This is a genomic window from Amycolatopsis sp. AA4 (genome assembly GCF_002796545.1).
GTDB lineage: Bacteria > Actinomycetota > Actinomycetes > Mycobacteriales > Pseudonocardiaceae > Amycolatopsis.
The window spans coordinates 4,054,975-4,081,025 of record NZ_CP024894.1 but is presented as its reverse complement, the minus strand read 5'-3'; the positions used below and the strand labels follow the sequence as shown (position 1 = coordinate 4,081,025).

Below are 26,051 nucleotides of genomic sequence, written 5' to 3'. Positions count from 1 at the left end.
CGTGACGAATTAAGCACGACTGGCTGGACATTGAGGTTGGAGCACAACAACTTTCTCGAACGCGCTGAGGACGTCTCAGGCGTCAGAAGATCCACTCGACCGCAGGAACGCGACACAGGTCCAGCCCAGCGTCAGAGCAACTCACCGCGCTGACGCGGGCCTTGAACGCGGACTTCGGGTGCCGCACCGGGAGATTCCGGCCTTGAACGGACGGACCGGAAAGTGCTGTCCCCCAAGGGGATTCAGCCCCTCCCAGGCCCTTCCGCGGCCATGTTTCATGCATAATCGCTATTATGCATCATATATCAGACAACGGGTAGCGTCGAAATTGTCGGTGCTGTGCGGTACAAGATCACTATGCTCGTTTCCGAGGCACAGCAAGCGTTCTTCGCGGCACGGCGGCCGCGCAAGGACTCGCCGCACACCACTGCCGCCTATCGGCGCGACCTCGCCGGGATCACCGCTCTCCTGCTGGCGGAGCTGGGCCGCGACGAGGTGGACGTCGAAGAGCTGACCGCGCCGGTGCTGCGGGCCGCCTTCGGCGCGTTTGCCGACAGCCACGCGAAAAGCTCGGTGTTGCGGGCATGGTCGACGTGGAACCAGTTCCTGACTTTCTGTGTGTCGGACGGTCTGCTCGCGGGCAATCCGATGGGAGCGGTCGCGCGGCCCAAGACTCCCCCGCTCACGCCGAAACCCTTGCGGGGCGAGGAAACTCCCGAGCAACTGCTGACCGCGGCGGCCGACGGTGCCCGGCGCGCACGGGATCCCTGGCCGGAGCGAGACGTGCTGGTGTTGGCACTCGGCCTGGTCGCGGGCCTGCGGGCAGCGGAAATGCGCGCGCTCACGCCGCGGTCGGTGGTCGGACGGGACGGCGAATTGCGGCTGCACGTCCACGGGAAGGGCAGCCGGGACCGGTCGATCCCGGTACAGCCAGCGCTGGCGAAGCTGATCGAGGATTATCAGGCGTCGTGCCGTCGACGGTTTCCCCGGCAACGTTTCCCGGCGAGCGAACCGCTGCTGCGAGACCGGGCGGGCAACCCGATCGGCCGCGGAGCGCTCGAGTACCTGGTGAAGTCGTGCTATCGGTGGGCGGGCCTGCACGACCGGGTGCCGACGGGGGCGAATCTCCACGCGCTGCGGCACACGTTCGCCACGCGGCTGGCCGAAGACGGGGCGACGGCGTCGGAGATCATGTCGCTGCTGGGCCACGCGAGCCTGGTGACGAGTCAGAACTACATCGAGGCGACCGGCCGGGAACAACGCGCCGCCGCGGCGAGCAACCGGACCTATCGCGCGCTCGACGGATTGGCCCGGGACGACGTTTCGCGAGAGGGCCACGCGCGGGAGGCCGATGTGATTGCATGAGCGCGTGACTGACGAACTCCCGCGCGTCGTGCGCGCCAGCCGTGAGATCGAGGCCCCCGCGGAGCGGATTTTCGAGCTCATCGCCGACCCGGCGCAGCAGCCCGGCTGGGACGGCAACGACAACCTGGCCGAGTCCGAGGCGGGCCAGCGCGTCCACGCGGTCGGCGACGTCTTCACCACGACGCTCACGAACGGCTGGATCCGGGAGAACCGCGTCGTGGAGTTCGAAGAGGCCCGCCGGGTGGCGTGGCGTCCGTCCGAGCCGGGCAAGCAACCGCCGGGACACCTGTGGCGCTGGGAACTGAACCCGATCAGCGAGACGCGCACCGCGGTGACGCACACCTACGACTGGTCCGAGCTGGATCCCGACGACACGATGCGAAACGAACGCGCCCGCGCCATGACGGCGGACAACTTGGCGGCGTCGCTGGAGAATCTGGCCAGGGTGGCGGAACTTCCGCGGTCGTAAGCGCGCTGCTTCCGAGCCCTGGTTCGGGACTCAGGTGAGCTGGGGAATGCGTGGCCTGTGGCGGTGAGTCAACGGGCCGGAGGCCAACCCCAGCCTCTCCCCTATGCCCGGTTTTGCCGTCGGTGTGCTCGCAGAGCTGCGGCGAGCCACGCGAATGCGGGCACGCTGCGCGGTTCCGGCGGGCGATTGTCGAGCAGACCCAACAGCTCCCAATAACGCTCGACGCGCGGTTCGGCGACCAGGTCGAGCCACTCGAGCAGGGCCCGCGTCTCGGTGTCATCGAGATCAGCGGGCACAATCCGGTCGAGAATCGCCCGCCCGGCGCCGGATTCCGCTGCGATCCCCTTCTCGACCGCGGGACCAGCGTGTCCGAGGACGAGCGGCCGGACGTTGAGGCCAAACTCGATGCGGTTGTCGGATTCCCCGCGGAGCACCATCTGCCGCATGGTCTGCTGGAAGTCGTCGTCGGAGACGAGTTCGGCCAGCTCGATCCAGGCGTCCACGTGGGCGGAAGTCGGGTCGTCGGGCAACCGCGGCGGCATCTCCCGCATGAACTCGGCGATGACTAGAGCGTCCGGGTCCTCGACGCCGGCGAATATCTTGTCTGCGAAGCCGTCGATGCACTGCTGCCGTTCGAGGGCCGGCAGTCGGGCGAGCTCGTGCATGAGGGCCAGTCCTTCGGTCTTGGTGTCTCGGCGGAGTGCACTGCGCAGGACCGCACGGTTCAGCCGCAAGATCTGGATCTGGGCATCGAGGGCTTCGACATGGCTCTCGGCGACTTCGGCCAGCGTGGATTGGCGATCGAGTACGTCTCGTACGGCGTCCAGGCCGAGACCGAGTTCGCGAAGTGTCCTGACCAGCCGGAGCCGAGCGATCGCATCCGCACTGTAGAGCCGATAGCCGGCCGCGGACCGGCCCGACGGCGGTATTACCCCGCTGTCGGACCAGAATCGGATCGTCCGCGCGGACAACCCGGTGCGCCGGGCAAGCTCCCCGATGGTGTAGCGGTCGGTCGCGTCGTCCATGCCCGGCACTCTGCACCTGCCACCGGCTGGAAGGTCAACTCGAATTCAGGCGGCCGCCGACTCAGCGAAGCTGCTCAAGATCCTTCGCCGCCGCAGCGATCTCCTCCGCCAGCTGGCGCATCTCCCCGGCCGACGCGCCGTCCTGGGCGGCGGTCACGATGTCTTCCGCGGCGCACCTCAGTTGGAAGAGGCGGTCCTGCAGGGCGGCGATCTCGGTGTCCGACAGCACGACGGCGTCCTCGGGCAGGCCGCTGCGCTGCAGGGCGGTCCGGCGTTCGTAGGCGCGCTGGCGACAGGATTGTCCGCAGTAGCGCCGACGGCGTCCGACGTTGCCTGCTTCGGGCAGGCGGCGTCCGCACCAGCCGCAGTGTTTCGGGGCGTTCGTGCGGCGCGGCACGACGCGTTCGTCGCCGGTCAGGGCGTGTTCGGCCAGTTCCCTCACCCGCCGGACTCTAGCTGTCCATCACGTTCTCACGACGGGGCCACACCGATGACGCAGACTGGAACCATGCGTCCACCGTTTCCGTACCTCGCCGACTCGCTCCCCCGCGCCTTCGCCCACCGCGGCTGGCATCTCGGCGACCTGGAGGGGCTGGAGAACTCGTTGCCGGCGTTCCAGCGTGCGGTCGCCGAGGGGTACCGCTATCTCGAGACCGACGTGCACGCCACGTCGGACGGGGTGGTGGTCGTCCATCACGACGCGACGCTGGACCGCACGACCGACGGGCACGGGGCGATCGCGACCCAGACGTGGGCGCAGCTCAAGGACGTCAAGATCGACGGCCGGGCGCCGTTGTCGCGGCTGGAGGATCTGCTCGAGGAGCTGCCGGACGTGTTTTTCAACATCGACGTGAAAGCCGACAGCGCCGTGGTCCCGTTCGTGCGAGCCCTGGAGCGGACCGGGGCGATCGATCGGGTCGCCGCGGCGTCCTTTTCGGACTCGCGGCTCGCGAGGCTGCGGAAGCTGGCCGGGCCGAAGCTGCTGACCGCGATGGGGCCGCGGTCGGCGTTCCTGTTGTGGGCGAACGGCTGGGCTCCGCTGCTGCAGATCAGCCGGTTCTCGGCGGGCTGGCTCGCGCAGGTCCCGGTGCGGCAGGGGCCGTTGAAAGTGGTCGACGAGGCGTTCGTGAAGTCGGCGGTGCGGCGCGGGTTCGAGGTGCACACGTGGACGATCGATGACGCGGACGAGATGCGGAAGCTGCTGGACCTGGGCGTGCACGGCATCGTCACCGATCGGCCGGACCTGCTGCGCGAGGTGCTGCGGGAACGAGGCGAGTGGAAGGTAGCGGACTGAAGCTGACCGCTACTGCAGGCAGGATCGACGGCGTGCCGAACACTTCCGCGCGGCTGTTGTCGCTGCTTTCGTTGCTTCAGGCTCGGCAGGACTGGCCGGGTGCGCTGCTGGCCGAGCGGCTGGAGGTCAGTCCGCGCACGGTGCGCCGGGACGTCGACCGGTTGCGGGAGCTGGGCTATCCGATCGTCACGACGAAGGGGCCGGACGGCGGTTATCGGCTCGACGCCGGTGCGCGGCTTCCGCCGTTGTTGTTCGACGACGACCAGGCTGTCGCGTTGGCGATCGCGTTGCAGGCGGCGACCGGCGCGGGGATCGAGGAGGCGGCCCGGCGGGCGTTGCAGACCGTGCGGCAGGTGATGCCTGCGCGGCTGCGGCATCGGGTGGACGCCTTGAGCTTCACCGCCGTCGAGCGTCCGGCGCCGCAGGCGGATCCGCAGACTCTCGTCGCGTTGAGCGCGGCCGTGCGCGCCCGGGAGGTGCTGCGGTTCGATTACGGCCCGACGGACACCCCGCCCCGGCGCGTTGAGCCGCACCATCTCGTCACGTGGGGCCAGCGCTGGTATCTGGTCGCGTGGGATCTCGACCGCGACGACTGGCGGATCTTCCGCGCGGACCGGATCACGCCGCGTACGCCGAGCGGGCCGAAGTTCGCGGAGCGCGAGCTGCCCGACGTCGCGGCGTTCGTGGCCGCGCGGTTCCGCGGGACGGATCTGTCCGGCGAATGGCCCTGTCGAGGCGAGGTGGTCCTGCGTCTCCCGGCGACGGAAGCGGCGAGCTACCTGGCCGACGGCGTGATCGAGGCGCTCGGGCCGGACCGGTGCCGGGTGAGCCTCGGAGCCTGGTCGTGGCGCGGGCTGGCCGCTTCGTTCGGCCGGGTCGACGCCGATCTCGAGGTCGTCGGCCCGGCCGAACTGAAGGAAGCGTTCCGGCAGCTCTCCGCGCGCTACGCCGAGGCGGGGCGGGTCAGCGCGGAGCCTTGCCCTCCCACGCGGCCTTCCATGTCTTCGGGCCGAGCCGGCCGGAATCGTTGATGCCGTTGGCGCGCTGCAGGTCCAGGACCGCGGTGCGGGTCTTGTCGTAGTAGCAGCCGGTGCCGCTGAAGCCGTAGCCGAAGGCGTTCATCCGCAGCTGGAACGTGCGCAGCGCGGGCGCGCAGTCGCCGTAGGCGTAGACGAGGCCGGGCCACGCGGGCGTCGCGCCGGGCGGGCCGGGAGGCGGGGTGGGCGGCGGTTTGGGCGCGGGCGGGGTCGGCAGTCCGCCGCCGCCGATGTAGGCGGATTCTTCCCAGGAGGGGACGCGCTTGCTGCGGGCGTCGCCGTCGTTGGAGAGGCCGAGCATGCCGCCGCATTCCCAGGGCTGCCAGCCGCGCATCCGGTACAGGTAGAGCGCGCGGTAGTCCTGCTCGCGGGGGCTGGCCTGGTCGGGGCGGCCTTGTCCGCCGACGCTGCGCCAGGTGGGGAGGTCGAACTGGTAGGCGCCGTAGTAGCCGTTGCCGGTGTTGATCGAGTAGCGGCCGCTCGACTCGCACATGCGGAGCTTGGCCCAGGTGCCCGAGGCGGGGTCCGCGGAGGCGGCGCCGGTGACGACGAGTTCCATGCCGAGGACGGCGACCACGAGCAGCAAGGCTCTGGCGGCGGCCCGTCTGGCAGTGCGAACGCGGTTGGTCATGCCACGCACACTAAGCACGTGGCTCATGGACCACAAGAGTCACACCACGCTCAGCAGTCTCACATGACACGCCCGGATATCGCGGCAGCGACACGCCCGGCGCGGCGTGTCGCGCGTTCCGCCGCACGGCGTGGCGGAAACCGGAAGCGACGAACCGGACACGGTTTGCCCCCTTCGGCGGTACCGACCGGGCCCGCGCCAGTAATGTCCGGCGCGACCTGGAGATTCGCGACCGAACGAGGAGCCGTGGATGACACTGGCCGAGACCCGGGACAGCAAGCGGGAACGGTGGGGCTGGTACTTCTACGACTGGGCCAACTCGCCGTTCTATTCGTCGGTCACGACGGTGTTCGGCGCGCTCTATATGAGCAGTGTCGCGGCCGCGGACGCGAAGCAGAACATCACCCTTAATGGGGACAGGGCTTGTCTCAACGCGTCCGGAGTCGACGACAAGCTCAACCACTGCGACGTGTCGCTGTTCGGCCTCCACTTCCCCGCCGGCTCGCTGTGGGGCTATCTGCTGTCGGTGGCGACGATCGTGCAGGTGCTGGTGCTGCCGATCGCGGGCGCGGTGGCCGACCGCAGCCGCGACAAGCGCAAGATCCTCGGCGGGTTCGCCGTGCTCGGCGCGGTCGCGTCGGCGCTGATGTTCTTCATGGCAGGTTCGGACTGGCAGCTGGGCGCGGCGCTGTTCGTCCTCGCGAACATCGGCTACGGCGGTTCGCTGGTCGTCTACTACTCGTTCCTCGTGGACATCGCGACGCCGGACGAGCGCGACGACGTTTCGGCCAAGGGCTGGGCGTTCGGCTACCTCGGCGGCGGGCTCGCGCTCGCGCTGCAGCTCGCGTTCTACCTCAGCCGCGAGTCCCTCGGCATCGACACCGGGCTCGCGGTGCGGATCTGCTTCCTCACCTCGGGAATCTGGTGGGCCGTCTTCACCGTCCCGACCCTGCGGCGGCTCCCCCGCGTCCACGTGCCGACCGCGACGCCCCGCGGCGTTTCGGTGCTGCGGGCCGGTTTCCGCGAGCTGCGCCAGACGCTCGGCGAGGCGAAGGCGTATCCGCTCACTCTCGCCTTCCTGGGCAGCTATCTGCTCTTCGCGGACGGGATCAACACCGTCGTGACGGTCTCGGCGCAGTACGGGAAGGACGAGCTGCGGTTCTCCGACGAGGTGTTGATCATCACGGTGCTGGTGATCCAATTCCTCGCCTACGCGGGCGGCGTGCTGCACGGCCTGCTCGCGCGCCGCCTCGGCGCGAAGCGGACGATCCTGGTCAGTCTCGTGCTCTGGGTTGCGGTTCTCGGCGGGGCGTACTTCGTGCAGCCGAGGCAGCCGTTGCAGTTCTTCGCCGTGGCGGTCGGCATCGGGCTGGTGCTGGGCGGGACGAACGCGCTGGCCAGGTCGCTGTTCAGCCAGATGATCCCGGCCGGGAAGGACGCGCAGTACTACTCGCTCTACGTCGTCGGCGAGAAGGGCACGTCGTGGCTCGGGCCGCTGGTGTTCGCCGGCGTCGGGCAGGCGACCGGGTCGTTCCGGCTGGCGATCGTCGCGCTCGTGGCGTTCTTCGTGCTCGGGTTCGTGTTCGTCGCGCTGGTGCCGGTGCGGCGCGCGATCGCGGCCGCCGGGAACCGTCCGCCGGAGGTGCTGTGAGGCCCAGATAGGGTCGGTCGTCGTGACCGCTGCAGACGACGTTGTGCTCGACGACCCCACCGACGCGCTTTCCGCGGCCCCGCCCGCCGGGGCCCGGCGCAACGGTCCGGCGCGGGGACGGCTGAAGTTCTGCTACGGCCCGATGGACTGCGGGAAGTCGACGCTCGCGCTGCAGATCGACCACAACCACGCGCGCCAGGGCCGGCGCGGTCTCGTGCTGGTCCGCCACGACCGGTCCGGCGCGCCGCAGATCACCAGTCGGATCGGGATCGTCCGGCGGGCGACCGAGGTCGCGACCGGCACCGACATCCGGGACCTGGTGCGCGAGCAGTGGGCGCGCGGGCAGCACGTGGACTACGTGATCGTGGACGAGGCGCAGTTCCTCTCCCCCGCCCAGGTCGACCAGCTCGCCGAACTCGCCGACGAGGCGGGCATCGACGTGTACTGCTTCGGCATCGCGACCGACTTCCGCAGCCGGCTGTTCCCCGGGGCCGCCCGGCTGTTCGAGATCGCCGACGAGCTCCAGCCGGTCCAGGTCGAGGTGCTCTGCTGGTGCGGGCTGCCCGGCCGGTTCAACGCGCGGGTCCGCGACGACGTGATTCTCCGTGACGGGGACACCGTCGTGGTGGCAGATACCGAACACTCCGTAGTTGAATCTTCAGCTTCAGCACGGTCTGATGCCGAAACGGTCACGGTCCGTTATCAGGTACTGTGCCGTCGCCACTTCCGCTCGGGGGATCTGGGACCCACTGTCGCCCAGCACGGTCAGTTACGGTTGTCCTAACGCTAACCTAACTAGCCCGACTGGGGGATATCCGCACTAAGAAGGCGGTATCCGCGTCACGTCAGAGGGCGAAACGACTCCCTCTGGAGGAAGCTGAAGACCACGGGTGACGCAGCTCATCGTGAGCAGCGACATGGCGTGCCGGGAATCCCTCGGATGCCTCGTTCGTTGCATAGGGTGAGCATCACCCTGGCTCCACCCGGAGCTGACTGAAAGGAATCCCACTATGGCCGACCGTGTTCTCCGTGGAAGCCGGCTGGGAGCGGTCAGCTACGAGACCGACCGCAATCACGACCTCGCTCCGCGCCGTACCGTGCGCTACTCCTGCCCCAAGAACCACGAGTTCGAGGTGCCGTTCTCCGACGACGCCGAGATCCCGACGGTGTGGGAGTGCCGCCTGCACGGCAGCGAATCCGAGATCGTCGACGGCGGGCAGCCCGAGCAGAAAAAGGTCAAGCCCCCCAGGACCCACTGGGACATGCTGCTGGAGCGCCGCTCCATCCCCGAGCTCGAGGACCTGCTGAACGAACGTCTCGCCGAGCTCAAGGGACGCCGGACCAGCCGGTCCGCTTGAGCCTCGGCCAGTAGCTGGCTCCCATCACCGAACAGGAACGGCCCCCGCGACCTCCCCCCGCGGGGGCCGTTCCGCGTCCGCGGCCGTTCTGACCGGGTGCGGCCGCCTCGCGGCTCAGGCCGCCGCGTCGGCACGGGCCTGCCGCCAGCGCGGGCTGTCGACGTAGTGGTTGTCGTACTGCTCGGAGGACGCGGCGATCTCTTTCGGGTCCGCTTCGCCGCGGGCGACCCGGTCGAGCAGCCGGTAATAGTCGAAGCGGGCCATGCCCGGGGTGAAGACCACCAGCACGTCGGCGGCGGAGCCCGCGGCCGGGCCGAAGGCGTGCGGGACGGTCGGCGGCACGGCGAGGAAATCGCCGGTTTCGAGGGTGTGCAGGTCCTCTCCGACCAAGACCTGCAGGGCGCCGTCGAGGACGTAGAAGAACTCGGCCGCGCGGGTGTGGAAGTGCGCGGGCGTGCCGAAGACGCCCGGGTTCAGGGTGGCACGGTTGGTCGTGGTGGCGGCGGAGTCGGCCAGCAGCGTGATCAGGCTGCCGGGAGCGTCGGACAGGACTTCGGCGTCGGCGGCGCGGATCAGGGTCGGTTCGGTCATCGGTTCCTCCGGGGCGGGGCGGGCTGGACAAGAGCCAGCTTTCCGCCGCTGAGCTGGGCGAACAACGGAGAAGTCGGCATCGGTTGATAAGCTCTGGGTTATCGATCGGAGGCGCGGGTGGAACACCGGGACATCGAGGTTTTCCTCGCGCTCGCCGAGGAACTGCATTTCGGCCGGACCGCGGAGCGGCTGCGGGTGTCGCAGGCGCGGGTCAGCCAGTCGGTCAAGACGATGGAGCGCCGGATCGGGGCGCGGTTGTTCGACCGCACCAGCAGGCGCGTCTCGCTGACTCCGATCGGGCGCAGCCTGGAGGCCGACATCCGGCCCGCTTACCGGCAGCTGCTGGCCGGGATCGAGCGCGCGGTCGCGGCGGGACGCGGCGTCGAAGGCACCTTGCGGCTCGCCTTCGAGGCTCCGGCGGTGGCGAATTTGATCTCCGACGTGACCAGCGCTTTCCGGGCCCAGTACCCGGGTTGCGAGGTCGACATCAGCGAGGCGCCGTTCGAGGATCCGCTCTCCACGCTCCGTTCCGGCGAGGCCGACCTGGCCGTGGTGCTGCTGCCGGTCGCCGATTCCGCGATCACGACGGGACCGGTCGTGCACACCGAGCCGATGGTGCTCGCCGTCGCGTCCGGGCATCCGTTCGCCCGCCGGGAGTTCGTCACCCTGGAAGACCTCGGCCGCGACACGGTCCTGCGCGCCGCACATCCGCCGCCCGCCTACTGGCGGGAACCGCAGGAACCGTGGGCGACGCCCGCGGGCGTCCCGATCGCCCGCGGACGCGCCTACCGCACCTTCCAGGAACTTCTGCTGGTCATCGGCGCGGGCGAAGGGATCTGCCCGCTCGCCGCGCACGCCGCGGAGTACTTCGCCCGGCCGGGCATCGCCTTCGTGCCGTTCCGCGACGCACCGCCGGCCCGGTGGGGGCTGATGTGGCGCGGCGCCGGGGAGACCGCGCTGGTCAAGGCGTTCGCGACAACTGCCGCCGAGCGCCGGCCCTAGCCCAAGCCCACACCGCGAACGCGCACCCGGCGAACGCCGCGCCCAGAACGGCGGAGCCGGTCCAGCCCGCCGCGGCGAACGCGGTGGTCGTCGCGGCCGCGCCCAGGGCGGAGCCGAGCGAATAGAAGATCATGTACCCGCCGATGACGCTGCTGGTGCGGTCCGGATGCGCCGCGGTGAGCAGGTGCTGATTGCTGACGTGCACCGCCTGCACGGCGAAATCGAGCACCAGCACGCCCAGACCCAGCACCCACAGCGACGGCTGCCCGATCGCCAGCCAGGACGCCGCCAGCAGCACCAGCGCGCCGCCGGTGACGAGGCTCGCGTGTCCCCCGTCGGCCCAACGTCCCGCGCGGGCGGCGCCCAGCGCGCCTGCCAGCCCGACCAAACCGAACAGGCCGATGTGCGCGGTGCTCAGGTGCCACGGGTCCGCGGCGAGGGGCAGCGACAACCCGCTCCACAGCGTGCCGAACGACGCGAACAGGAAGAACGCGATCAGCCCCCGCGAAACGAAAAGCGGCTCGCGGAACAGGCCGCCGAGCGAGGTCAGGACGTGGCGGTAGGTGGTGCCCTCGCGGCGCGGATCCGGCGGCATCGTCTTCAGCACCAGACCGGCGAGCGTCACCAGCAGCACCGCGAGCGCGACGTAAACGCTGCGCCAACCCCACAGTTCCGCCAGCGCGCCGGCGGCGACGCGTGCGCCGAGAATGCCGATGACCACGCCGGAGGTCACGGCGCCGAGCGTGCGACCGCGTTCGTCCGAAGTGGACAGTGCGGCGGCGTAGGCGACGGTCGTCTGCACGACCACCGCGAACAGGCCCGCGAGCGCTAAACCGGTGAGCAGCAACCAGGTTTGGGCGGCGACGGCGGCCAGCCCAGCTCCGACGGCGGTCAGCAGCAGGTGCGCGGCGATGAGCTTGCGGCGGTCGACCAGATCGCCCAGCGGAACGAGGGCGGCGAGTCCGGCCAGGTAGCCGAGCTGTCCCGCGGCGACGATCCAGCCCAACCCCGCCTCCGGCACGCCCAGGTCCCTGCCGATTTCGGCGAGCACCGGCTGAGCGGCGTAAATGCTCGCCACAGCGACCGCGCACACCGCGGCGAACACCGTCCGGCGGCCCGTGGTCAGGCCCATGAGTCCCCCAATCAGTAGCGAATTGCAACTGATCGCACCGTACGGCAGAATGGTTTCAAAGAGCAACTCATCGAGGAGGCACGCAAACGTGGACGAGAACCCGGCCTGGACCGACCCGTCGTGTCCGGTGGCCCGCACGCTGGACCTCGTCGGCGACCGGTGGAGCCTGCTGATCGTCCGCGACGCGATGGACGGCGCGCGGGCGTTCACCGACTTCCAGCAGCGCACCGGCATCGCCCGCAACATCCTCGCCGACCGGCTGCGCCGCCTGGTCGAACGCGGCGTCCTCGACCGGCAGACCGCCGAGTCGGGCAAACGGCAGGTCTACTCGCTCACCGCGGCCGGGCGCGACCTGTTCACCGTCGTCGTCGCGTTGCGCCAGTGGGGCGAGCGGCACGCCTTCTCCCCCGGCGAAGACCACTCCGTGCTGGTCGACGAGGCCGGACAGCCGGTCCCGCCGCTCAGGCCGGTCACGGCGAGCGGCGCGGCGGCCGACGTCGAGACGACCTCGGTGCGCAAAATCTGACTCGCTGTCGACCCTTGCCCCGGCGACCGCGCGGGCTTATTGTCAACTTGTCGCTTGATAAAGAGATCGGTTGATGAAGATGCCCGTTGACAACGTCGAGGCCCGGCTGGACCGGGCGTTCACCGCGCTGGGCGACCCGATCCGGCGCGCGCTCATCGCCCGGCTGTCGCGCGGCGAGGCGACCGTGAACGAACTGGCCGAGCCGTTCCCGGTGACGAAGCAAGCCGTGTCGCGGCACGTCCAGGTGCTGGAGGCGGCCGGCCTCATCACGCGCAGCCGAGACGGCCAGCGCCGCCCGTGCCACCTCAACGCGGCCGCCCTCGAAGAGCTGACCAGCTGGATCGACACCTACCGGCTCACCCGCGAACGCGAATACCGCCGCCTCGACAGCCTTCTCGAAGAGACCAAGGAGCAGGACCGATGAACCCGACCACCATCACCGCGCAGCCCGGCAGCCCGTTCATCGAGATCGTCCGCGAGTTCGACGCGGCGCCCGACCGGCTGTTCCGCGCCCATACCGACCCGGACCTGATCACCCGCTGGCTCGGCCCGCGCGACGTCGAGATGCGGCTCCTCGAGTTCGACGCGCACTCCGGCGGGGCGTACCGCTACGTGCACGTCGCCGCCGACGGCAGCGAGCACGCGTTCCGCGGCGTCTTCCACGCCGTGGACAGAGCCGAGCGGATAGTCCAGACCTTCGAGTACGAGGGCGCGCCCGGCCAGGTCAGCCTGGAGACCCTGACCTTCGAGGACCTCGACGGCCGGACCCGGCTGCGGACCCGGTCGGTCTTCCCGAGCGTCGAGGCCCGCGACGCCATGGTCGCGAGCGGGATGGAACGCGGCATCCGCGATTCGATGGACCGGCTCGACGAACTCGCGCGCGACGCGGACCGGCCGGCGGCGAGCCGCGTGGTCGTGGACATCTCGATGTCGCTGGACGGCTACGTCACCGCACCGGGAGCCGGGCCCGAACACGGACTCGGCATCGGCGGCGAACCGCTGCACGCCTGGGTGTCCGACCCGACGCCGCGCGATTCGGAAATCCTGCACCGCTCGTTCACCGACACGGGCGCGGTGGTCATGGGCCGCAACATGTTCGACGTCGTGGACGGCCCGAACGGCTGGGCCGACGTGGACGGCTACGGCGAAGGCGAGGACCGCATCCCCGCGCCGCCGGTGTTCGTCGTCACCCACGCCGGGCCCGGGAAAGTCCGGCTGGGCGAGCGGTTCCGGTTCGTCACCGACGGCATCGAGAGCGCGGTCGAGCAGGCGCGCGCGGCCGCGGGCGGCAAGGACGTCACCGTGGGCGGCGGCGGGTCGATCGCGTCGCAGGTCCTGCACGCCGGATTGGCGGACGTGCTGCGGATCCACCTCGCGCCGATAGTCCTCGGCGGCGGAACCCCGTTGTTCCCCGAGGAAAACTCCGCACCGGTCCGGCTGGAGCCGCTCGGTGCGGTGTCGACGCCGGGCGCCGAACACCTCACCTACCGCGTGCTGAAACAGCCGAAGCAGTAAGCCCTCAGCCTCGGCCCAGCAGCTTCTTCAGCTGGGCCAGGCGGCGCTGCACGCCCCACTCCGCGACCCGGAAGAACGCCTCGGACATGATGCCGCCGCTCATCTTCGACACGCCGATTTCCCGGTCGGTGAAGGTGATCGGCACCTCGACGATGACGAACCCGGCGTCCGCGGTGCGGCGCGTGAGGTCGATCTGGAAGCAGTAGCCGTGCGAGGCGACCTCGTTCAGCGCCAGCTTCTCCAGCACCGGGCGCCGGTACGCGCGGAACCCGGCGGTCATGTCCGCGACCTTGATGCCCAGCGCGATCCGCGAGTACAGGTTCGCCCCGCGCGAGAGCAGCGTCCGGCGCAGCGGCCAGTTCACCGTGCTGCCGCCGGGCACGTACCGCGACCCGATCGACAGGTCCGCGTCGCCGACCGCGTCCAGCAGCCGGGGCAGGTCCTCCGGCGCGTGCGAACCGTCGGCGTCCATCTCCACGAACGTCGCGTAGCCGCGCTCCATCCCCCAATGGAACCCGGCGATGTAGGCCTTGCCGAGGCCTTCCTTCGCGGTGCGGTGCAGCACGTGCACCCGCTTGTCCGCGGCCGCGCGCTCGTCGGCCAGCTCGCCGGTGCCGTCCGGGCTGCCGTCGTCCACGACGAGCACGTCGACGTCCGGGAGTGCCTTGTGGAGCCGGTCCAGCACCGGGCCGAGGTTGTCCCGCTCGTTGTAGGTCGGGATCACCACCAGCACCGGTTCGATCGATTCGGCCCCCCGCGGCGCCTGCGCCATCCGTGTCCTCCGCATCCGGCGGGTCAGCCCGCCGCTTCCCCTGCTGTGGTCCCCGTCGGCGCCGCCGTGCCGCGCCGGGTGCGAAAACGGAGCACGAACCCGCAGGCGACACCCGCGATCGCCAACGCCAGCAGTCCGTACTCCGTCCACGCACCGATTCGATCCGACAGCGTAGTCTGCGTGCGCAGCGGGACGCGCCCGACCAGGGCATCCGCCGTGAAAAGCCCGGTGGAGCTGGTGATCGTCCCGTCCGGGGCGACCAACGCGCTCACCCCGGACACCGCCGACACCACCACCGCGCGCCCGTGCTCGACCGCGCGCAGCCGCGCCATCGCCAGCTGCTGGTAGCTCATCTCCCCCGGCCCGTACCACGCGTTGTTCGTCGGCACGACGAGCAGCTCGCCGCCCGCGTTCGCCGCGTCGCGCGCGGGAGCGTCGAACGCCGACTCGTAGCAGATGAACACGCCGATCTTCGTGCCCGCGACCGACAGCGCGGCGTTGGAGCCGTCGCCGGCACGCATGTCGCGGGTGTCGTCGATGAACGGCGTCACCAATCGCGCGACGGCGCGGGCGGGCACGTATTCGCCGAAGGGCACGAGGTCCTGTTTGACGTAACGCTGTCCCGGGCCGGTGTTCGGATCCCACACGACCGCGGAGTTCTCCGCCGCCCCGTCGGGCGTGCGCACGAGCGCCCCGATGATCCCGGAGGCCCCGAAGGCGGACAGCATCTGGTCGACGCCGGGATCGTCGCCGTCGAGCGGGGTCGAGGTTTCCGGCCACAGCACCAGATCCGGCTTCGGTGCCTGTCCTGATTGGACTTTCTGCAGCAGCCGGGCGCTTTCGGCGAGGGCGTTCGCGCGCAGCACTCCGCGCTGTCCCTGCAAGGCGAGGCCGATGTCCGGGGCGTTGCCCTGCACGGACGCGACGGTGAGCGAACCGTTCTGCGCCTCGGTGCCGATCGTCGGCCACACTGCGAGCCCGGCCGCGGCGGGCAGCACGGTGAACACGGCGGGCCACACCAGCGCGCGGTCCCAGGCTTTGCGCGTGCGCCACAGCCTGGCGATGAGTGCTGCCAGGCCGAAACCGGTGAGCACGACGGCGAATCCGACCAGCGGCGCGCCGCCGACCGACGCGAGCGACAGGAACGCGCCCTCGGGCTGGCTGAACGCGACCCGGCCCCACGGGAACCCCCCGAACGGGAACCAGGTGCGCGGCGTCTCGAGCGCGACGAACACCAGCGCGCCCCAGAGCGGCGCCAGCGGCAGCCGGGCCACGACCCGGATCAGCCACCCGGCGAGTCCGAAGTAGAGCGACAGCGCGAACGACAGCGCCAGCCACGGCAGCGGTCCGAAGTCGCGGCCAAGGAAGTCCTGCAGCCACACCAGCAGCGGCACGAAGAACGCCATGCCGAACACGAAGCCGTACCCGAACGCGCCGCGGAACGACCGTCCACGAAGGACCAGCGCGAACGCGGCGAACGCCAGCGGGGCCAGCCACCACAGCGGGCGCGGCGCGAAGCTGAGGTAGTAGCCGTAACCGGTCGCCGCCGTCACCAGGACGCGCGCGAGCCAGGGCTTCCACGCCCGCTTTCGCTTGGTCTTGTGCGGAACGCCCGAATCGGCGTCCGCCACGCTCACTGCCACACCCGGAACTCTAAGCGGCCGGTGTGAACTCGTCGTAGATGACCGTGCCGCCGCGGACCGTGCGCAGGCAGCGCGGCAGCGGCGTGCCCGGCTCCAGCCTCGGCAGCGGCGGCACGCCGGAACGCGGATCGGTGGACCAGCGCTGCACGCGGCTGTCCGCCGTGGCGACGACGAGGTCGGCCGCGTCCCAGATCGCGTAGTGCGCGGGCGCGCCCGGCACGAGGCTTCCGGTGACGCCGTCGTTGACGCCCGCCGCGCGGTGTCCGGCGCGCGTGTGCGCGGTGAACGCGGCGCGCGCGGAGAGACGCGCTTCGGGAGTGTGGTGGTGCACGGCCGCGCGGACCGACGCCCACGGATCCACCGCGCACACCGGCGCGTCGCTGCCGAAGGCGAGCACGACTCCTTCGGCAGCGAGCTGCGCGAACGGGTTGAGCGCCGCGGCCCGGGCGCCGAGGCGTTCGGAGTACATGCCGGAGTCGCCGCCCCAGGCTTCGTCGAACAGCGGCTGCACGGACGCGACGACGCCCCATCCGGCGAGGGCGCGCGCCTGGTCCGCGGTGACCATCTCCAGGTGCTCCAGCCGGTGGTGCCGCGCGGCGAGGGAGCGCTGGCCGATCTGCTTCTCGGCGAGCCGGAATCCTTCGACCACCTCGCCGACCGCGGCGTCGCCGATGACGTGGAAACCCGCCTGCAGCCCGGCTTCGGTGCAGGCGACGAGATGGTCGGCGATCACCGACGCGTCGGCGTAGAGGGAGCCGGAGGTGCCGGGCTCGTCGGAGTACGGCGCGGTGAGGGCGGCGGTGCGAGAGCCCAGGGCCCCGTCCACGAAAAGGTCTCCGGCGACGCCGTGCGCGCCGAGGCGGCGGGCGGTTTCGAGGCCGTCCAGCTGGCCCCAGTAGCCGACGACCTCGGGCAGCGCCGGGTCGGCCAGTGCGAGCAGGTCGGCGAAGTCTTCCTCGCCGGAGATGTCCGGGCCCGCGCATTCGTGCACCGACACGATCCCGCGCGCGGCGGCCGTCTCGAGGAACGCGCGCTGGGCGGCCTGGCGCTGCGGCCGGGTGACCGCGTCCCGGGCCGCGCCGCGGACGAGGTGGTGGGCGGCGCGGGTGAGCGGGCCGGCGGCGGACCATCCCGCGGCGGACTCGACGCCGGGCGCGAGCTTGACGAGCGCGCTCGACACCAGGGCGGAGTGGACGTCGACGCGGCTCAGGTAGACGGGCGTGTCCCCGGCGGCGTCGTCCAGCTCGGCGCGGCTCGGCAGCCGCTGCTCGCTCCAGGACGACTCGTCCCAGCCGTGCGCGAGCAGGACCTGCCCGGGCACGACGGCGCCGCGCACCGCGGCGAGCAGTTCCGCGGAGCTGCGGACGGCGGTCAGGTCGAGGCCGGTCAGGTGCAGGCCGGTGGAGGTGGCGTGCACGTGCGCGTCCACGAACGCCGGCGCGACGAACGCCCCGTCCAGGTCGACGACCTCGGCGTCCGGGTGCAGCGCGCGGGCCGGGGCGTCCTGCCCGACCCACACCACGGTGCCGCCGGAGACCGCCATCGCGGTGGCGTCCGGGGAGGACGGGGTGTAGACGCGGCCGCCGAGCAGGAGCGTGGTGCTGTCGTTCACTCCCCGAGTCTCCCGCCTGGTCTTCCGAGCAGGACAGACCGGGTCGTCCTGCAGAAAGATTTACGGTCGACTAACGTTATGGCAGGATATTTTCACGCGTTCCCGACGACTAGGAGTACAGATGACTGCGATCCAGGAACCTGTGCCGACTGCCGCCGCCTTCGACCAGCCGTACGAGTACGTCCGCGCCGAGCTGGCAGAACCCGACTGGCGCCGCTTCCCCGGCTGGCACGACGTCACCGAGGCAGAGTGGCGGGACGCGCAGTGGCAGCGCGTGCACTGCGTGCGCAACGTCAAGCAGCTGCGGGCCCTGATGGGCGACCTGCTGGAGGACCGGTTCTACGAGGACCTGCTCGCCGACCAGCGCGAGATGGCCACGATGTCGATGCTGCTGCCGCCGCAGATGATCAACACGATGGCCCCGCACGCGGGCACCGACCCGGCGAAGGTCACCGAGGCGTTCTACGCCGACCCGATCCGCCGCTACATGCTTCCCGTGCGCAGCGACCGGCACCCGGCGTGGCCGAGCCACCCGCACGCCGAACGCGACTCGCTGCACGAGGCCGAGATGTGGGTCGTCGAGGGGCTCACCCACCGCTACCCGACCAAGGTGCTGGCCGAGATGATCTCGACCTGCCCGCAGTACTGCGGGCACTGCACCCGGATGGACCTCGTCGGCAACTCGACCGAACAGATCGAGAAGCACAAGCTCGCGCTCAAGCCGGTGGACCGCCAGGACGCCATGACCGACTACCTGAAGCGCACCCCCGGCGTCCGGGACGTGGTCGTGTCCGGCGGCGACGTGGCGAACGTGCCGTGGCCGCAGCTGGAGTCCTTCCTGATGCGCCTGATGGACATCGAGACGGTGCGCGACATCCGCTTAGCCACGAAGGCCCTCGCGGCGCTTCCCCAGCACTGGCTGCAGCCGAAGGTCACCGAGGGCTTGCAGCGGGTCGCTTTGACCGCGCAGGCGCGCGGGGTGAACCTGGCCATTCACACGCACGTGAACCACGCGCAGTCGGTGACGCCGCTGGTCGCGGAGGCAGCGCGGACGGCGTTGCAGGTCGGGGTCCGGGACGTGCGGAATCAGGGCGTGCTGATGCGCGGGGTCAACGACACTCCGGCCGCGCTGTTGGATCTTTGTTTTGCTTTGCAGGGCGAGGCCAATATCCTGCCTTACTACTTTTACATGTGCGACATGATTCCGAATGCGGAGCACTGGCGGGTCGCCGTTTGGGAAGCGCAGGAACTGCAGCATTCGATCATGGGGTATTTGCCGGGGTACGCGACGCCGCGGATCGTGTGCGACGTGCCTTACGTCGGGAAGCGGTGGGTGCACCAGCTCGCGGAATACGACCGCGACCTCGGGATTTCCTACTGGACCAAGAACTACCGGACCGGGATCGAACACGAGGACCCGGAGGCGTTGCAGCGGAAGTACCCGTATTACGACCCGATCCAGACGCTGCCCGAGGCCGGGCAGAACTGGTGGGCCGACCAGAAAACGCGCTGATTCGAGCGCTTGCCCGCGGCAGGGCGACGGATCCGCGGGCAGCCGGCTGTCTCGGGATCGGCGCCCTGCCCTGAAGAAACCGCGCGGTCAGGATCTGGCGTGTCGCAATCACCGCCAAGGGAGTCGTTCGCGGCACTCCTCTCGGACGCGGACCGTCCGTAGCGTCGAAAGGCGCAAGCGGTCCGATCCGAGGGAAGGAACTCCGATGACCGATCTTCCAGCCCCGACCACGCCGTATCTGGAGCCCGAGGCCAAGAAGCTCGCCGAGGACACCGACCCGCACCCGCGCATCTACGAGCTGCCGCCCGAGGAGGGGCGCAGGATTCTCAGCGACCTGCAGAGCGGCGAGGGTGTCGAGCGCCCGGACGTCGACGAGGAGTGGGTCGAGGTCGACGCCGGCGAGTGGGGCACCGTCCGCACCCGCATCATCAAGCCCAAGGGCGCCACCGGCCCGCTGCCGGTCGTGTTCTACATCCACGGCGCCGGCTGGGTCTTCGGCGACGACAAGACCCACGACCGCCTCTTCCGCGAACTCGCGGTCGGGGCCGGCGCCGCCGGTGTTTTCCCGGTCTACGACTGGGCGCCGGAGAAGGGGTACCCCACGCAGGTCGAGCAGAACTACGCCGTCGGCCAGTGGCTGCAGGAGAACGGCGCCGAGCACGGGCTCGACACCTCCCGTGTCGCCGTCGCCGGCGAGTCGGTCGGCGGATGCATGTCCGCGGTCTTCGCGCAGATGAACAAGGACCGCGGCGGGCTCGCGCTCAAGGCGCAGATCCTGCTCTATCCCGTGACGGGGCCGGATTTCGACACCCAGTCGTACCACCAGTTCGCGGAGCACTACTACCTCACGCGCGACGGGATGAAGTGGTTCTGGGACGCGTACACGACCGACGAGAGCAAGCGCGAGGAAAAGTACGCCTCGCCCCTGCGGGCCACCCTCGAAGACCTCGCGGGACTGCCGCCCGCACTCGTCATCACCGCGGAGGCGGACGTCCTGCGGGACGGCGGCGAGCTCTACGCGAACAAGCTCCGCGAGGCCGGCGTCGAGGTGACGGGCGTCCGCATCAGCGGGACCGTGCACGATTTCATGCTGCTGGACGGTCTGCGGGACACACCGGCCACCAACGTCGCGCGGAAGCTGTCCGTCCAGGCATTGCGCGAGGCGCTGCACCAGGAGTGACACCAGAAGGCCCGTGGGCGGCAGACTAGGCAGAGTCTGCCGCCCACCGCCGTGCCGGACACGGCATCCGAGGAGACACGATGAGCCCGACGGCCACAGGTCCGCACGTCGACGCGACCGGTGCGCGGGTGGTCGGCGAGGTCGGCCTGCTGGAGTACGCCGACTGCCAGGTCTCGGCGATCCACGGCCTCCGCGACATCTTCCGCGTCGCCAGCGAGTACGCCGTCGAATCGGCCGATCCTCCGAGCGTGATCCGGGTCAGCACCTGGACCGTGTCCGCCGCCGACGACGGGCCGGTCATGGTCTGCTCCTCGGACACCCATCCCGAGCTCGAACATCGGCTCAGCCACGTCATCATTCCGCCCAGCCTCGTCGTGCCCGAGCTGATGGCATCGGTCGGCGAACTCACCGACTGGCTCGTCGGCCTCCGGTCCGGGGGCACCACTCTCTGCGCCGTGTGCGCCGGCGTGTTCGTGCTCGCCGAGACCCACCTGCTCGACTCGCGGGACGCCACGACCCACTGGGCGTTCGCCGAGGAGCTGGCGCGGCGCTGTCCGGACGTCCGGGTGGACGCTTCCCGCATGGTGATCGACGACGTCGACCTCGTGACGGCCGCGGGGATCCTGGCCTGGGTGGACCTTGGCCTCACACTGGTCGACCGGATGCTCGGTCCCAGCGTCATGCTGCACACGGCGCGCTTCGTCCTCGCCGACCCGCCTCGCCGACGGCAGTCCCTCTACCAGGAATTCACGCCACGCCTCCAGCACGGCGACGCCGACATTCGCGAGGTGCAGGCCCGGCTGCACGCCCACCTCGACGAGCCCCATTCCGTGGAGCAGCTCGCACAGACCGCGGCGATGCACCCGCGCACCTTCCAGCGACGGTTCAAGGAGGCCACGGGCCTGACGGCGACGGAGTACCTCCAGGCGGCGCGCATCGCGAAGGCCCGCGAGTCGCTGGAGCTGACCAACGAGCCGGTCGCTCGGATCTCGCGCAGCGTCGGCTACCTCGACGTGTCGAACTTCCGGCGGCTTTTCAGCGCGCCACGGGCGTCACGCCGTCGGAGTACCGGAACCGGTTCGGCATCGCGGCACGGCTCAGCCAGGAGGGTGACCGGTCGAGCGGTCAGCCGGCGAGGATCCGCTCCACGCCCTCGCGATAGGTGGTGACCCGGAAGCCGGGGAAGCGGGCCGCGAACTTCGAGCTGTCGAAGATGTTGTCGTCGCGGTAGCGGACGAGCAGTTCGTACATCTCGTCGAGCGGTTTGACGAAGCGGCGCCCGAGGCGGAAGGCAAGCATCGGCAGCACCGTGTAGCCGATCTTGCGGCCGGTCGCCTCGGCGGCGAGCTCGACGAGCTGGGCGTAGGACAGCCGGTCCGGGTCGACCGGCAGATGCCACGTCTGGCCGTAGGCGTCCGGGGTGTTGCCGAGCAGCGCCAGCGCCCGGCTCGCGTCGGGGGTCCAGATCAGGGAGCGCTTGGCGCGGGCGTTGACCGGGACGAACGGCCGCTTGCCCGCCCTGATCCGGTCGAACACCAGCGTATTCGTGTAGCTCTTGGTCCGGCCAGGCCCGTAGAACTCGGGAGCGCGGCCGATGAGGCCCTCGACCCGGCCCGCGCGGATGGCCTCGAGCAGCATGGCGGCGAGCTCGCCGCGGACCCGTCCCTTGCGACCGCCCGGCGCGAATGCGGTCGACTCCGTCTGCGGCGCCGACGTTCCCGGATACATGTAGGTGTTGTCGAAGAAGACGAGCTTCGTCCCGTGTTCGGCGCAGGCGTCGATGACGTTGCGCATGATGACGGGGAACTGACGCTCCCACAGCTCCGAGTCCAGGGGCAGGCCGACGGTGAGGTAGGCGATCTCGCTGCCCGCGACAGCGCGGCTCGCGGCCTCGGCATCGGTGAGGTCCGCGGCCACGAGCTCGTCGGTGTCGTTGACCGGCGACGGCTTGCGGCTGACGAGCCGGATGTCCTTGGTGTGGTTGCGGTAGAGCTCGTGCACGAGCTCGTCGGCGATCGGTCCGCCAGCGCCGAGAACGGTCTGCATTCGGGTCTCCTTGAGGTGAGGGGGCGGTGTCGGCGACGGCTCAGTCGCGAGCGGCGTCGTGCCACCAGAGGACGGTGCGGTCGACCACCGCGGCCGGGGTGCGGACCCAGCCGACGTGGTCGTTGGTCGACCCCGGGGGCGACTGGTCGCCGGTGAGGTGCCAGCGGGTGACCGAGGCCGGGGCGAAGAGTCGCCGGGCGAGGTCGTCGACGGCCCCGACCGGTGACAGTGCGTCGTCGCCCAGGCTGATCACGAGGGCCGGCGTGGTGATCGGCTGCTTGATCGCGTAGGGCGGCCGGCCGGTGAGGACCATGCGCGCCCATTCGCGCATGAACGTGCGGGCCCCGGGGCCGCCGAACGCCGGCTTCGGCAGGTAGCCGAACACTGCGGTCGCCGCCGGGACCACGAGCGCCGCCAGGGCAGCGAGGTGGAGACCTCCGCAGGCGAAGTGCCGGTAGTGCGGGATCGCACCGGCGACCGTGATCACCCCGTCGGCCGGCGGGCCGGGTGAGCTCGTGCCCGGCCACGAGCTGTCCCCCGAGGCTGTGCCCGAGAAGCAGCACTGGCCGCCCGGGCAACTCCGCCCTCGCCGCGGCGACTGCCTGTGCGATGTCGTCGATCTCGTCGCGGTAGGCCCAGTCCTCGCGTCGGCTCGCCCGCGGCTCGCCGTGCTCGAACCCTCGCCGGCGCAACGCTCGGGCCTCCCACCCGCGCCGCTCGAACTCGGCGACCAGCGGGCGGTAGTAGCCGGAGCCGATGGCCATCGCCGGCGAGATGAGGACGATCGGCGGGCTGGCGCCAGCCTGGTCAGCGTCCGCCATGGGTCGCCGTCGTCGAGGAGAGCACGGTGAAGCCGATGCCGGCGTCCTGGAGCCGCCGCAGCAGGTTCTCGCCCATCGCGGCCGCGGTGGTGACCTGGCCGGCGGTGGGCGGGTTGTCGTCGAAGGCGAGGCACAGCGCCGATTCGGCCAGCATCTTGGCGGTCTCGGTGTAGCCGGGGTCTCCCCCGCTGACCTGGGCGTGCACGGTCTCGCCGCCGCCCTCGCCGACGAAGTCGACGGTGAACCAGGCGCGCTCGCGTCGCTCCGCCGATGGCCCCTCGCCTTGCGGGATGCGCCGGCCGATGGCACGGCGCAAGGGCGGGATCTGCACTGCGGCCAGGACCGCGGGGAAGCCGGCGATCGCGCCGGCGACTGTAGCGACGCGTCGGGCCCCGATGTAGTGGGAATAGGTGAAGTCCGGCCCGTAGTCCGCGCGGGCGAGCGCGGACCGCCGGACGACCTCGGGGTCGATCGTGGGCAGCGGGATCAGCCAGGTCCCGAGCACACTGTCGCGATGGGGGCGGCCGATGCGGGCGCGAACCCGGCGTCCCCGCGGCCGCGGCTCGAGCCGACGGCGTCCGGACGCGGCCCGCAGCATGGCGCGCGGTCGCGACAGCTGGCCGAGACCGGAGTGCAGGGTGCCGCCGGAGATGGCGGCGTTCGTGCGGACCACGCCCCGGAGGGCCACCGGCACGCCGGACGGCAGCTGCTGGACGGTGAAGAGCGCGCCGAGATCGTGCGGGATCGAGTCGAAGCCGCAGGCGTGGACGAGGCGAGCGCCGGTCCGCTCGGCCGTCGCGTGGTGCTCGACGTACATCCGGTCGACGAACTCGGGCTCGCCGGTGAGGTCGACGTAGTCCGTGCCGGCGGCGGCGCAGGCGGCCACGAGCGGTTCGCCGTGCTCCAGGTACGGGCCCACCGTGGTGATCACGACCCGCGCGGACTCGGCGACGCGGGACAGGGACCGGGGATCCGAGGAGTCGGCGTGGAGGAGCGCGATGTCCTCCAGCCGCTGGTTGCTCTTGAGGAGCCGGCCGCGGACGGCCTCCAGCTTGGCCCGGTTGCGTCCGGCGAGGGCGAGCCTCGCCCCGGAAGGGAGATTGGCGGCGAGGTACTCGGCGGTCAGGCCGCCGGTGAAGCCGGTGGCCCCGAGGAGCATGACGTCGTAGGGGCGCGGGTTCGTGCGTGCGGACATCGGATCTCGGCTCCTCGGGAAATGCGCTATGTTTACAGTGCTAACCGAGCGTAGAAGGGTGAAGTAAGCGATGTCAACTTCGGAGAAGGGTGGCTACCATCACGGCGACCTGCGGGCGGCGCTGCTGTCGGCCGCGATGGAGATGCTCGAGGCCGGCGAGCCCTTCTCGCTTCGGGCCGTCGCGCGCCGGGCCGGGGTGTCGCCGACGGCGCCGTACCGCCATTTCAAGGACCGCGACGCACTGGAGTCCGCGCTGGCCGCCGAAGGGTTCCGGGACCTGCTGACCGATCTGGGCGACGGGCGCAACCCGCCCGCCTCGCTTGCGGACCTGGCCGAATTCGCGGTCGCCTACGTCGCCTTCGCACTGCGGCGTCCGGCCCTCTTCCGCGTGATGTTCGGCAAGCCGTGCGACGACGCCGACGACGAGCGGGTCAAAGCCGCGGAAGCACTGCACGAACTGCTGGCCGCCGCGCTCGACCGAGTCTTCCCCGAGGCCGACGCCTCGGCGCTGGCCTCGGCCGGCTGGGGCCTCGCGCACGGGCTGGCCTGCCTGCACCTCGACGGCAAGCTGCAAGCGGCGTCAGAGAAGGAGGTCGCCGAACGGGTGCGCGGCGCCTTCCTCGCGATCGCCTCGGTCGGTCCCTGACGCGTGTCGCGTGCCTCGCACCACCCGTTGTTGACAGTGCTTACATCCCGTGCCATCCTCGGTGTTAACGCTGCTTACATCGGAGGAGAGAGCTCATGGCATCGACCGGCAAGCTGACCGACCGGACGGTGGAGGTCGACCTCGGAGGCCGTCTCGTCGCCGTCCCCGAAGGCGGCCTCTACGACCGGTTCCGGATGGACACCGACCTCGACGAGGTCGCGCGGGACCCGAGGGTCAGCAGCGTCGACTTCTTCCGGCGGATGCCGAAGACCCGCGTGGACTCGCGCATCGGGCCGACGCTGACGCCGAACTTCTACTACCGCATCGCCACGGCCCGGCTCACGATGCTCGCGCCGACGAAGGCCGTCCGGGCCCGCCTGCCCCAGGAGCTGGATCCGCTCGAGATCGCCCCTGGCCTCGGGATCGTCTCGGCGATGGCCTTCCGGTACGACGTCTGCGACATCGACTTCTACACCGAGGCCGCCGTCGGCATCGCCGTCAAGCCGGCCCGGCACAGCGGCGGGCTGGGCTTCCTCGACCTGGTCGCCGGGCTGAAGAACGACTCCCTGCACTCCTACGTGCTCTCGCTTCCGGTCAACACCGAGATCGCGCAGGTGCGCGGCCACGACGGGTACGGCTTCCCCAAGTGGGTCACCCAGCTCGACGTCGACATCGACCCCCGGCGCACCTCCTTCCGGGTCGCCAACGACCAGGGCGGCCTCGACCTCGCCTTCTCGGCGCCCACCCCGAAGCAGACCGCCCGGCGCACCGGCGAGCACGTCTCGACCCTGACCTCTTACACCACGATCGACGGCGCCTGGCACTCCACGACCAGCCAGATCAACCTGCTGTCGTCGGGCGTCGCGCGGTTCCCCCGCGGCCTGGACCTGCAGCTGGGCGAGGGCCGGATGAGCGAGGACCTGCGCTCGCTGAAGCCGATCCGGACGATCCAGCTCGACGTCGCCACCGAAGGCCAGCTGGCCCTGCACATGCCGGTGCCCACCTCCGTCCAGGACCGGAGCTGAGA

General features: G+C 70.7%; 27 protein-coding genes and 1 pseudogene. 16 read left to right on the top strand and 12 right to left on the bottom strand.

What is annotated here, in order from left to right; translation table 11 throughout:
- The first annotated feature begins 339 nt into the window (after window positions 1–339).
- Together CU254_RS19030 and CU254_RS19025 are read left to right on the top strand one after the other, a co-directional pair.
- On the top strand, window positions 340–1,365 hold the full coding sequence (locus CU254_RS19030; RefSeq protein ID WP_050788219.1) for a tyrosine-type recombinase/integrase: 1,026 nt from the start codon (window positions 340–342) through the stop codon (window positions 1,363–1,365).
- Window positions 1,366–1,369: 4 nt separating this feature from the next.
- Window positions 1,370–1,834 (top strand): SRPBCC family protein, encoded by a 465-nt coding sequence (locus tag CU254_RS19025; RefSeq protein ID WP_037714150.1) that lies wholly within the window; start codon window positions 1,370–1,372, stop codon window positions 1,832–1,834.
- 101 nt (window positions 1,835–1,935) lie between these two features.
- Here the strand turns inward: CU254_RS19025 and CU254_RS19020 are convergent, their stop codons facing one another.
- Together CU254_RS19020 and CU254_RS19015 are read right to left on the bottom strand one after the other, a co-directional pair.
- Window positions 1,936–2,859, bottom strand: a complete 924-nt coding sequence (locus CU254_RS19020; RefSeq protein ID WP_009078458.1) for a MerR family transcriptional regulator — start codon at window positions 2,857–2,859, stop codon at window positions 1,936–1,938.
- Between the two features lie 61 nt (window positions 2,860–2,920).
- Window positions 2,921–3,301, bottom strand: coding sequence for a hypothetical protein (locus tag CU254_RS19015; RefSeq protein ID WP_050788218.1), 381 nt, complete (start codon window positions 3,299–3,301; stop codon window positions 2,921–2,923).
- Window positions 3,302–3,367: 66 nt separating this feature from the next.
- On the opposite strand from CU254_RS19015, the gene CU254_RS19010 reads away from it, so the two are divergent.
- Both CU254_RS19010 and CU254_RS19005 read left to right on the top strand, forming a co-directional pair.
- Complete coding sequence (locus CU254_RS19010; RefSeq protein WP_009078454.1) at window positions 3,368–4,153, top strand: glycerophosphodiester phosphodiesterase; 786 nt, start codon at window positions 3,368–3,370, stop codon at window positions 4,151–4,153.
- A gap of 32 nt (window positions 4,154–4,185) precedes the next feature.
- On the top strand, window positions 4,186–5,184 hold the full coding sequence (locus tag CU254_RS19005) for a YafY family protein (RefSeq protein ID WP_037714147.1): 999 nt from the start codon (window positions 4,186–4,188) through the stop codon (window positions 5,182–5,184).
- Here CU254_RS19005 and CU254_RS19000 read toward each other — a convergent pair.
- Window positions 5,117–5,821 carry a transglycosylase family protein gene (locus CU254_RS19000; protein ID WP_050788217.1) on the bottom strand — a complete coding sequence of 235 codons (705 nt, stop codon included), beginning with the start codon at window positions 5,819–5,821 and terminating at the stop codon, window positions 5,117–5,119. The genes CU254_RS19005 and CU254_RS19000 overlap by 68 nt on opposite strands.
- Window positions 5,822–6,071: 250 nt before the next feature.
- Here CU254_RS19000 and CU254_RS18995 point away from each other — a divergent pair, with 250 nt between their 5' ends.
- From CU254_RS18995 to CU254_RS18985, 3 genes are all read left to right on the top strand, one after another.
- Window positions 6,072–7,472 carry an MFS transporter gene (locus CU254_RS18995; protein ID WP_037714145.1) on the top strand — a complete coding sequence of 467 codons (1,401 nt, stop codon included), beginning with the start codon at window positions 6,072–6,074 and terminating at the stop codon, window positions 7,470–7,472.
- A gap of 22 nt (window positions 7,473–7,494) precedes the next feature.
- Window positions 7,495–8,256 (top strand): thymidine kinase, encoded by a 762-nt coding sequence (locus tag CU254_RS18990; protein ID WP_037714143.1) that lies wholly within the window; start codon window positions 7,495–7,497, stop codon window positions 8,254–8,256.
- Between the two features lie 226 nt (window positions 8,257–8,482).
- A complete protein-coding gene (locus tag CU254_RS18985; RefSeq protein WP_009078445.1) occupies window positions 8,483–8,830 on the top strand; it encodes an RNA polymerase-binding protein RbpA in 348 nt (115 codons plus the stop codon).
- Between the two features lie 114 nt (window positions 8,831–8,944).
- Here CU254_RS18985 and CU254_RS18980 read toward each other — a convergent pair whose 3' ends face one another.
- Entirely contained in the window at window positions 8,945–9,421 is a 477-nt protein-coding gene (locus CU254_RS18980) for a cupin domain-containing protein (RefSeq protein WP_009078443.1), read from the bottom strand.
- A 117-nt stretch (window positions 9,422–9,538) separates the two neighbouring features.
- Here CU254_RS18980 and CU254_RS18975 point away from each other — a divergent pair, with 117 nt between their 5' ends.
- Complete coding sequence (locus CU254_RS18975) at window positions 9,539–10,423, top strand: LysR family transcriptional regulator (protein ID WP_037714141.1); 885 nt, start codon at window positions 9,539–9,541, stop codon at window positions 10,421–10,423.
- Here CU254_RS18975 and CU254_RS18970 read toward each other — a convergent pair.
- Complete coding sequence (locus CU254_RS18970) at window positions 10,383–11,555, bottom strand: MFS transporter (RefSeq protein ID WP_009078440.1); 1,173 nt, start codon at window positions 11,553–11,555, stop codon at window positions 10,383–10,385. The two genes, CU254_RS18975 and CU254_RS18970, sit on opposite strands and share 41 nt — an antisense overlap.
- A gap of 49 nt (window positions 11,556–11,604) precedes the next feature.
- Between CU254_RS18970 and CU254_RS18965 the strand changes: the two genes are divergently transcribed.
- From CU254_RS18965 to CU254_RS44970, 3 genes are all read left to right on the top strand, one after another.
- Window positions 11,605–12,081, top strand: a complete 477-nt coding sequence (locus tag CU254_RS18965; protein WP_009078437.1) for a helix-turn-helix domain-containing protein — start codon at window positions 11,605–11,607, stop codon at window positions 12,079–12,081.
- A 79-nt stretch (window positions 12,082–12,160) separates the two neighbouring features.
- Window positions 12,161–12,505, top strand: a complete 345-nt coding sequence (locus tag CU254_RS18960; protein ID WP_078561115.1) for a helix-turn-helix transcriptional regulator — start codon at window positions 12,161–12,163, stop codon at window positions 12,503–12,505.
- Entirely contained in the window at window positions 12,502–13,596 is a 1,095-nt protein-coding gene (locus CU254_RS44970; RefSeq protein ID WP_009078434.1) for an SRPBCC domain-containing protein, read from the top strand. The genes CU254_RS18960 and CU254_RS44970 overlap by 4 nt, the downstream gene beginning before the upstream one ends.
- 4 nt (window positions 13,597–13,600) lie before the next feature.
- Here CU254_RS44970 and CU254_RS18950 read toward each other — a convergent pair whose 3' ends face one another.
- From CU254_RS18950 to CU254_RS18940, 3 genes are read right to left on the bottom strand one after another with little or no spacing between them, the layout of a single operon-like run.
- Window positions 13,601–14,368, bottom strand: coding sequence for a polyprenol monophosphomannose synthase (locus tag CU254_RS18950; RefSeq protein ID WP_009078432.1), 768 nt, complete (start codon window positions 14,366–14,368; stop codon window positions 13,601–13,603).
- A 23-nt stretch (window positions 14,369–14,391) separates the two neighbouring features.
- Window positions 14,392–16,011, bottom strand: coding sequence for an apolipoprotein N-acyltransferase (lnt, locus tag CU254_RS18945; RefSeq protein WP_037714136.1), 1,620 nt, complete (start codon window positions 16,009–16,011; stop codon window positions 14,392–14,394).
- A 10-nt stretch (window positions 16,012–16,021) separates the two neighbouring features.
- A complete protein-coding gene (locus tag CU254_RS18940) occupies window positions 16,022–17,623 on the bottom strand; it encodes an amidohydrolase (RefSeq protein WP_009078428.1) in 1,602 nt (533 codons plus the stop codon).
- Window positions 17,624–17,744: 121 nt separating this feature from the next.
- On the opposite strand from CU254_RS18940, the gene CU254_RS18935 reads away from it, so the two are divergent.
- From CU254_RS18935 to CU254_RS18925, 3 genes are all read left to right on the top strand, one after another.
- Complete coding sequence (locus CU254_RS18935; RefSeq protein ID WP_009078426.1) at window positions 17,745–19,136, top strand: KamA family radical SAM protein; 1,392 nt, start codon at window positions 17,745–17,747, stop codon at window positions 19,134–19,136.
- Window positions 19,137–19,341: 205 nt separating this feature from the next.
- Window positions 19,342–20,316 carry an alpha/beta hydrolase gene (locus CU254_RS18930; RefSeq protein ID WP_009078423.1) on the top strand — a complete coding sequence of 325 codons (975 nt, stop codon included), beginning with the start codon at window positions 19,342–19,344 and terminating at the stop codon, window positions 20,314–20,316.
- 80 nt (window positions 20,317–20,396) lie between these two features.
- Window positions 20,397–21,485: a GlxA family transcriptional regulator gene (locus CU254_RS18925; RefSeq protein ID WP_009078422.1), complete on the top strand. Its 1,089-nt coding sequence runs from the start codon at window positions 20,397–20,399 to the stop codon at window positions 21,483–21,485.
- Here CU254_RS18925 and CU254_RS18920 read toward each other — a convergent pair.
- The 4 genes and pseudogenes from CU254_RS18920 to CU254_RS18910 all read right to left on the bottom strand — a co-directional run bounded on the left by CU254_RS18920 (window position 21,442) and on the right by CU254_RS18910 (window position 24,378).
- The gene (locus CU254_RS18920; RefSeq protein ID WP_009078419.1) at window positions 21,442–22,362 is read right to left on the bottom strand and encodes an NAD-dependent epimerase/dehydratase family protein; all 921 of its coding nucleotides are present in this window, start codon (window positions 22,360–22,362) and stop codon (window positions 21,442–21,444) included. The genes CU254_RS18925 and CU254_RS18920 overlap by 44 nt on opposite strands.
- A 40-nt stretch (window positions 22,363–22,402) precedes the next feature.
- On the bottom strand, window positions 22,403–22,849 hold the full coding sequence (locus tag CU254_RS43675) for a hypothetical protein (RefSeq protein ID WP_009078418.1): 447 nt from the start codon (window positions 22,847–22,849) through the stop codon (window positions 22,403–22,405).
- A 25-nt stretch (window positions 22,850–22,874) separates the two neighbouring features.
- A pseudogene (locus CU254_RS44965) lies at window positions 22,875–23,183 on the bottom strand (alpha/beta fold hydrolase); the annotation flags it as partial.
- The gene (locus tag CU254_RS18910) at window positions 23,170–24,378 is read right to left on the bottom strand and encodes a trans-acting enoyl reductase family protein (RefSeq protein ID WP_009078416.1); all 1,209 of its coding nucleotides are present in this window, start codon (window positions 24,376–24,378) and stop codon (window positions 23,170–23,172) included. The pseudogene CU254_RS44965 and the gene CU254_RS18910, both read right to left, overlap by 14 nt.
- 70 nt (window positions 24,379–24,448) lie before the next feature.
- Between CU254_RS18910 and CU254_RS18905 the strand changes: the two genes are divergently transcribed.
- Together CU254_RS18905 and CU254_RS18900 are read left to right on the top strand one after the other, a co-directional pair.
- Entirely contained in the window at window positions 24,449–25,024 is a 576-nt protein-coding gene (locus CU254_RS18905) for a TetR/AcrR family transcriptional regulator (protein WP_009078415.1), read from the top strand.
- Between the two features lie 95 nt (window positions 25,025–25,119).
- A complete protein-coding gene (locus tag CU254_RS18900) occupies window positions 25,120–26,049 on the top strand; it encodes an acetoacetate decarboxylase family protein (protein WP_009078413.1) in 930 nt (309 codons plus the stop codon).
- Window positions 26,050–26,051: the final 2 nt, after the last annotated feature.

Excerpts from the sequence above, each read along its gene's own strand:
- CU254_RS18920 (WP_009078419.1), bottom strand. The coding sequence starts at position 22,362 with ATGCAGACCGTTCTCGGCGCTGGCGGACCGATCGCCGACGAGCTCGTG.
- CU254_RS18935 (WP_009078426.1), top strand. The coding sequence starts at position 17,745 with ATGACTGCGATCCAGGAACCTGTGCCGACTGCCGCCGCCTTCGACCAG.
- CU254_RS18930 (WP_009078423.1), top strand. The coding sequence starts at position 19,342 with ATGACCGATCTTCCAGCCCCGACCACGCCGTATCTGGAGCCCGAGGCC.
- CU254_RS19020 (WP_009078458.1), bottom strand. The coding sequence starts at position 2,859 with ATGGACGACGCGACCGACCGCTACACCATCGGGGAGCTTGCCCGGCGC.
- CU254_RS18900 (WP_009078413.1), top strand. The coding sequence starts at position 25,120 with ATGGCATCGACCGGCAAGCTGACCGACCGGACGGTGGAGGTCGACCTC.
- CU254_RS18985 (WP_009078445.1), top strand. The coding sequence starts at position 8,483 with ATGGCCGACCGTGTTCTCCGTGGAAGCCGGCTGGGAGCGGTCAGCTAC.
- CU254_RS44970 (WP_009078434.1), top strand. The coding sequence starts at position 12,502 with ATGAACCCGACCACCATCACCGCGCAGCCCGGCAGCCCGTTCATCGAG.
- CU254_RS19000 (WP_050788217.1), bottom strand. The coding sequence starts at position 5,821 with ATGACCAACCGCGTTCGCACTGCCAGACGGGCCGCCGCCAGAGCCTTG.
- CU254_RS18995 (WP_037714145.1), top strand. The coding sequence starts at position 6,072 with ATGACACTGGCCGAGACCCGGGACAGCAAGCGGGAACGGTGGGGCTGG.
- CU254_RS18905 (WP_009078415.1), top strand. The coding sequence starts at position 24,449 with ATGTCAACTTCGGAGAAGGGTGGCTACCATCACGGCGACCTGCGGGCG.
- CU254_RS18960 (WP_078561115.1), top strand. The coding sequence starts at position 12,161 with ATGCCCGTTGACAACGTCGAGGCCCGGCTGGACCGGGCGTTCACCGCG.
- CU254_RS18965 (WP_009078437.1), top strand. The coding sequence starts at position 11,605 with ATGGTTTCAAAGAGCAACTCATCGAGGAGGCACGCAAACGTGGACGAG.
- CU254_RS18910 (WP_009078416.1), bottom strand. The coding sequence starts at position 24,378 with ATGTCCGCACGCACGAACCCGCGCCCCTACGACGTCATGCTCCTCGGG.
- CU254_RS19010 (WP_009078454.1), top strand. The coding sequence starts at position 3,368 with ATGCGTCCACCGTTTCCGTACCTCGCCGACTCGCTCCCCCGCGCCTTC.
- CU254_RS18925 (WP_009078422.1), top strand. The coding sequence starts at position 20,397 with ATGAGCCCGACGGCCACAGGTCCGCACGTCGACGCGACCGGTGCGCGG.
- CU254_RS18980 (WP_009078443.1), bottom strand. The coding sequence starts at position 9,421 with ATGACCGAACCGACCCTGATCCGCGCCGCCGACGCCGAAGTCCTGTCC.
- CU254_RS18970 (WP_009078440.1), bottom strand. The coding sequence starts at position 11,555 with ATGGGCCTGACCACGGGCCGCCGGACGGTGTTCGCCGCGGTGTGCGCG.
- CU254_RS18950 (WP_009078432.1), bottom strand. The coding sequence starts at position 14,368 with ATGGCGCAGGCGCCGCGGGGGGCCGAATCGATCGAACCGGTGCTGGTG.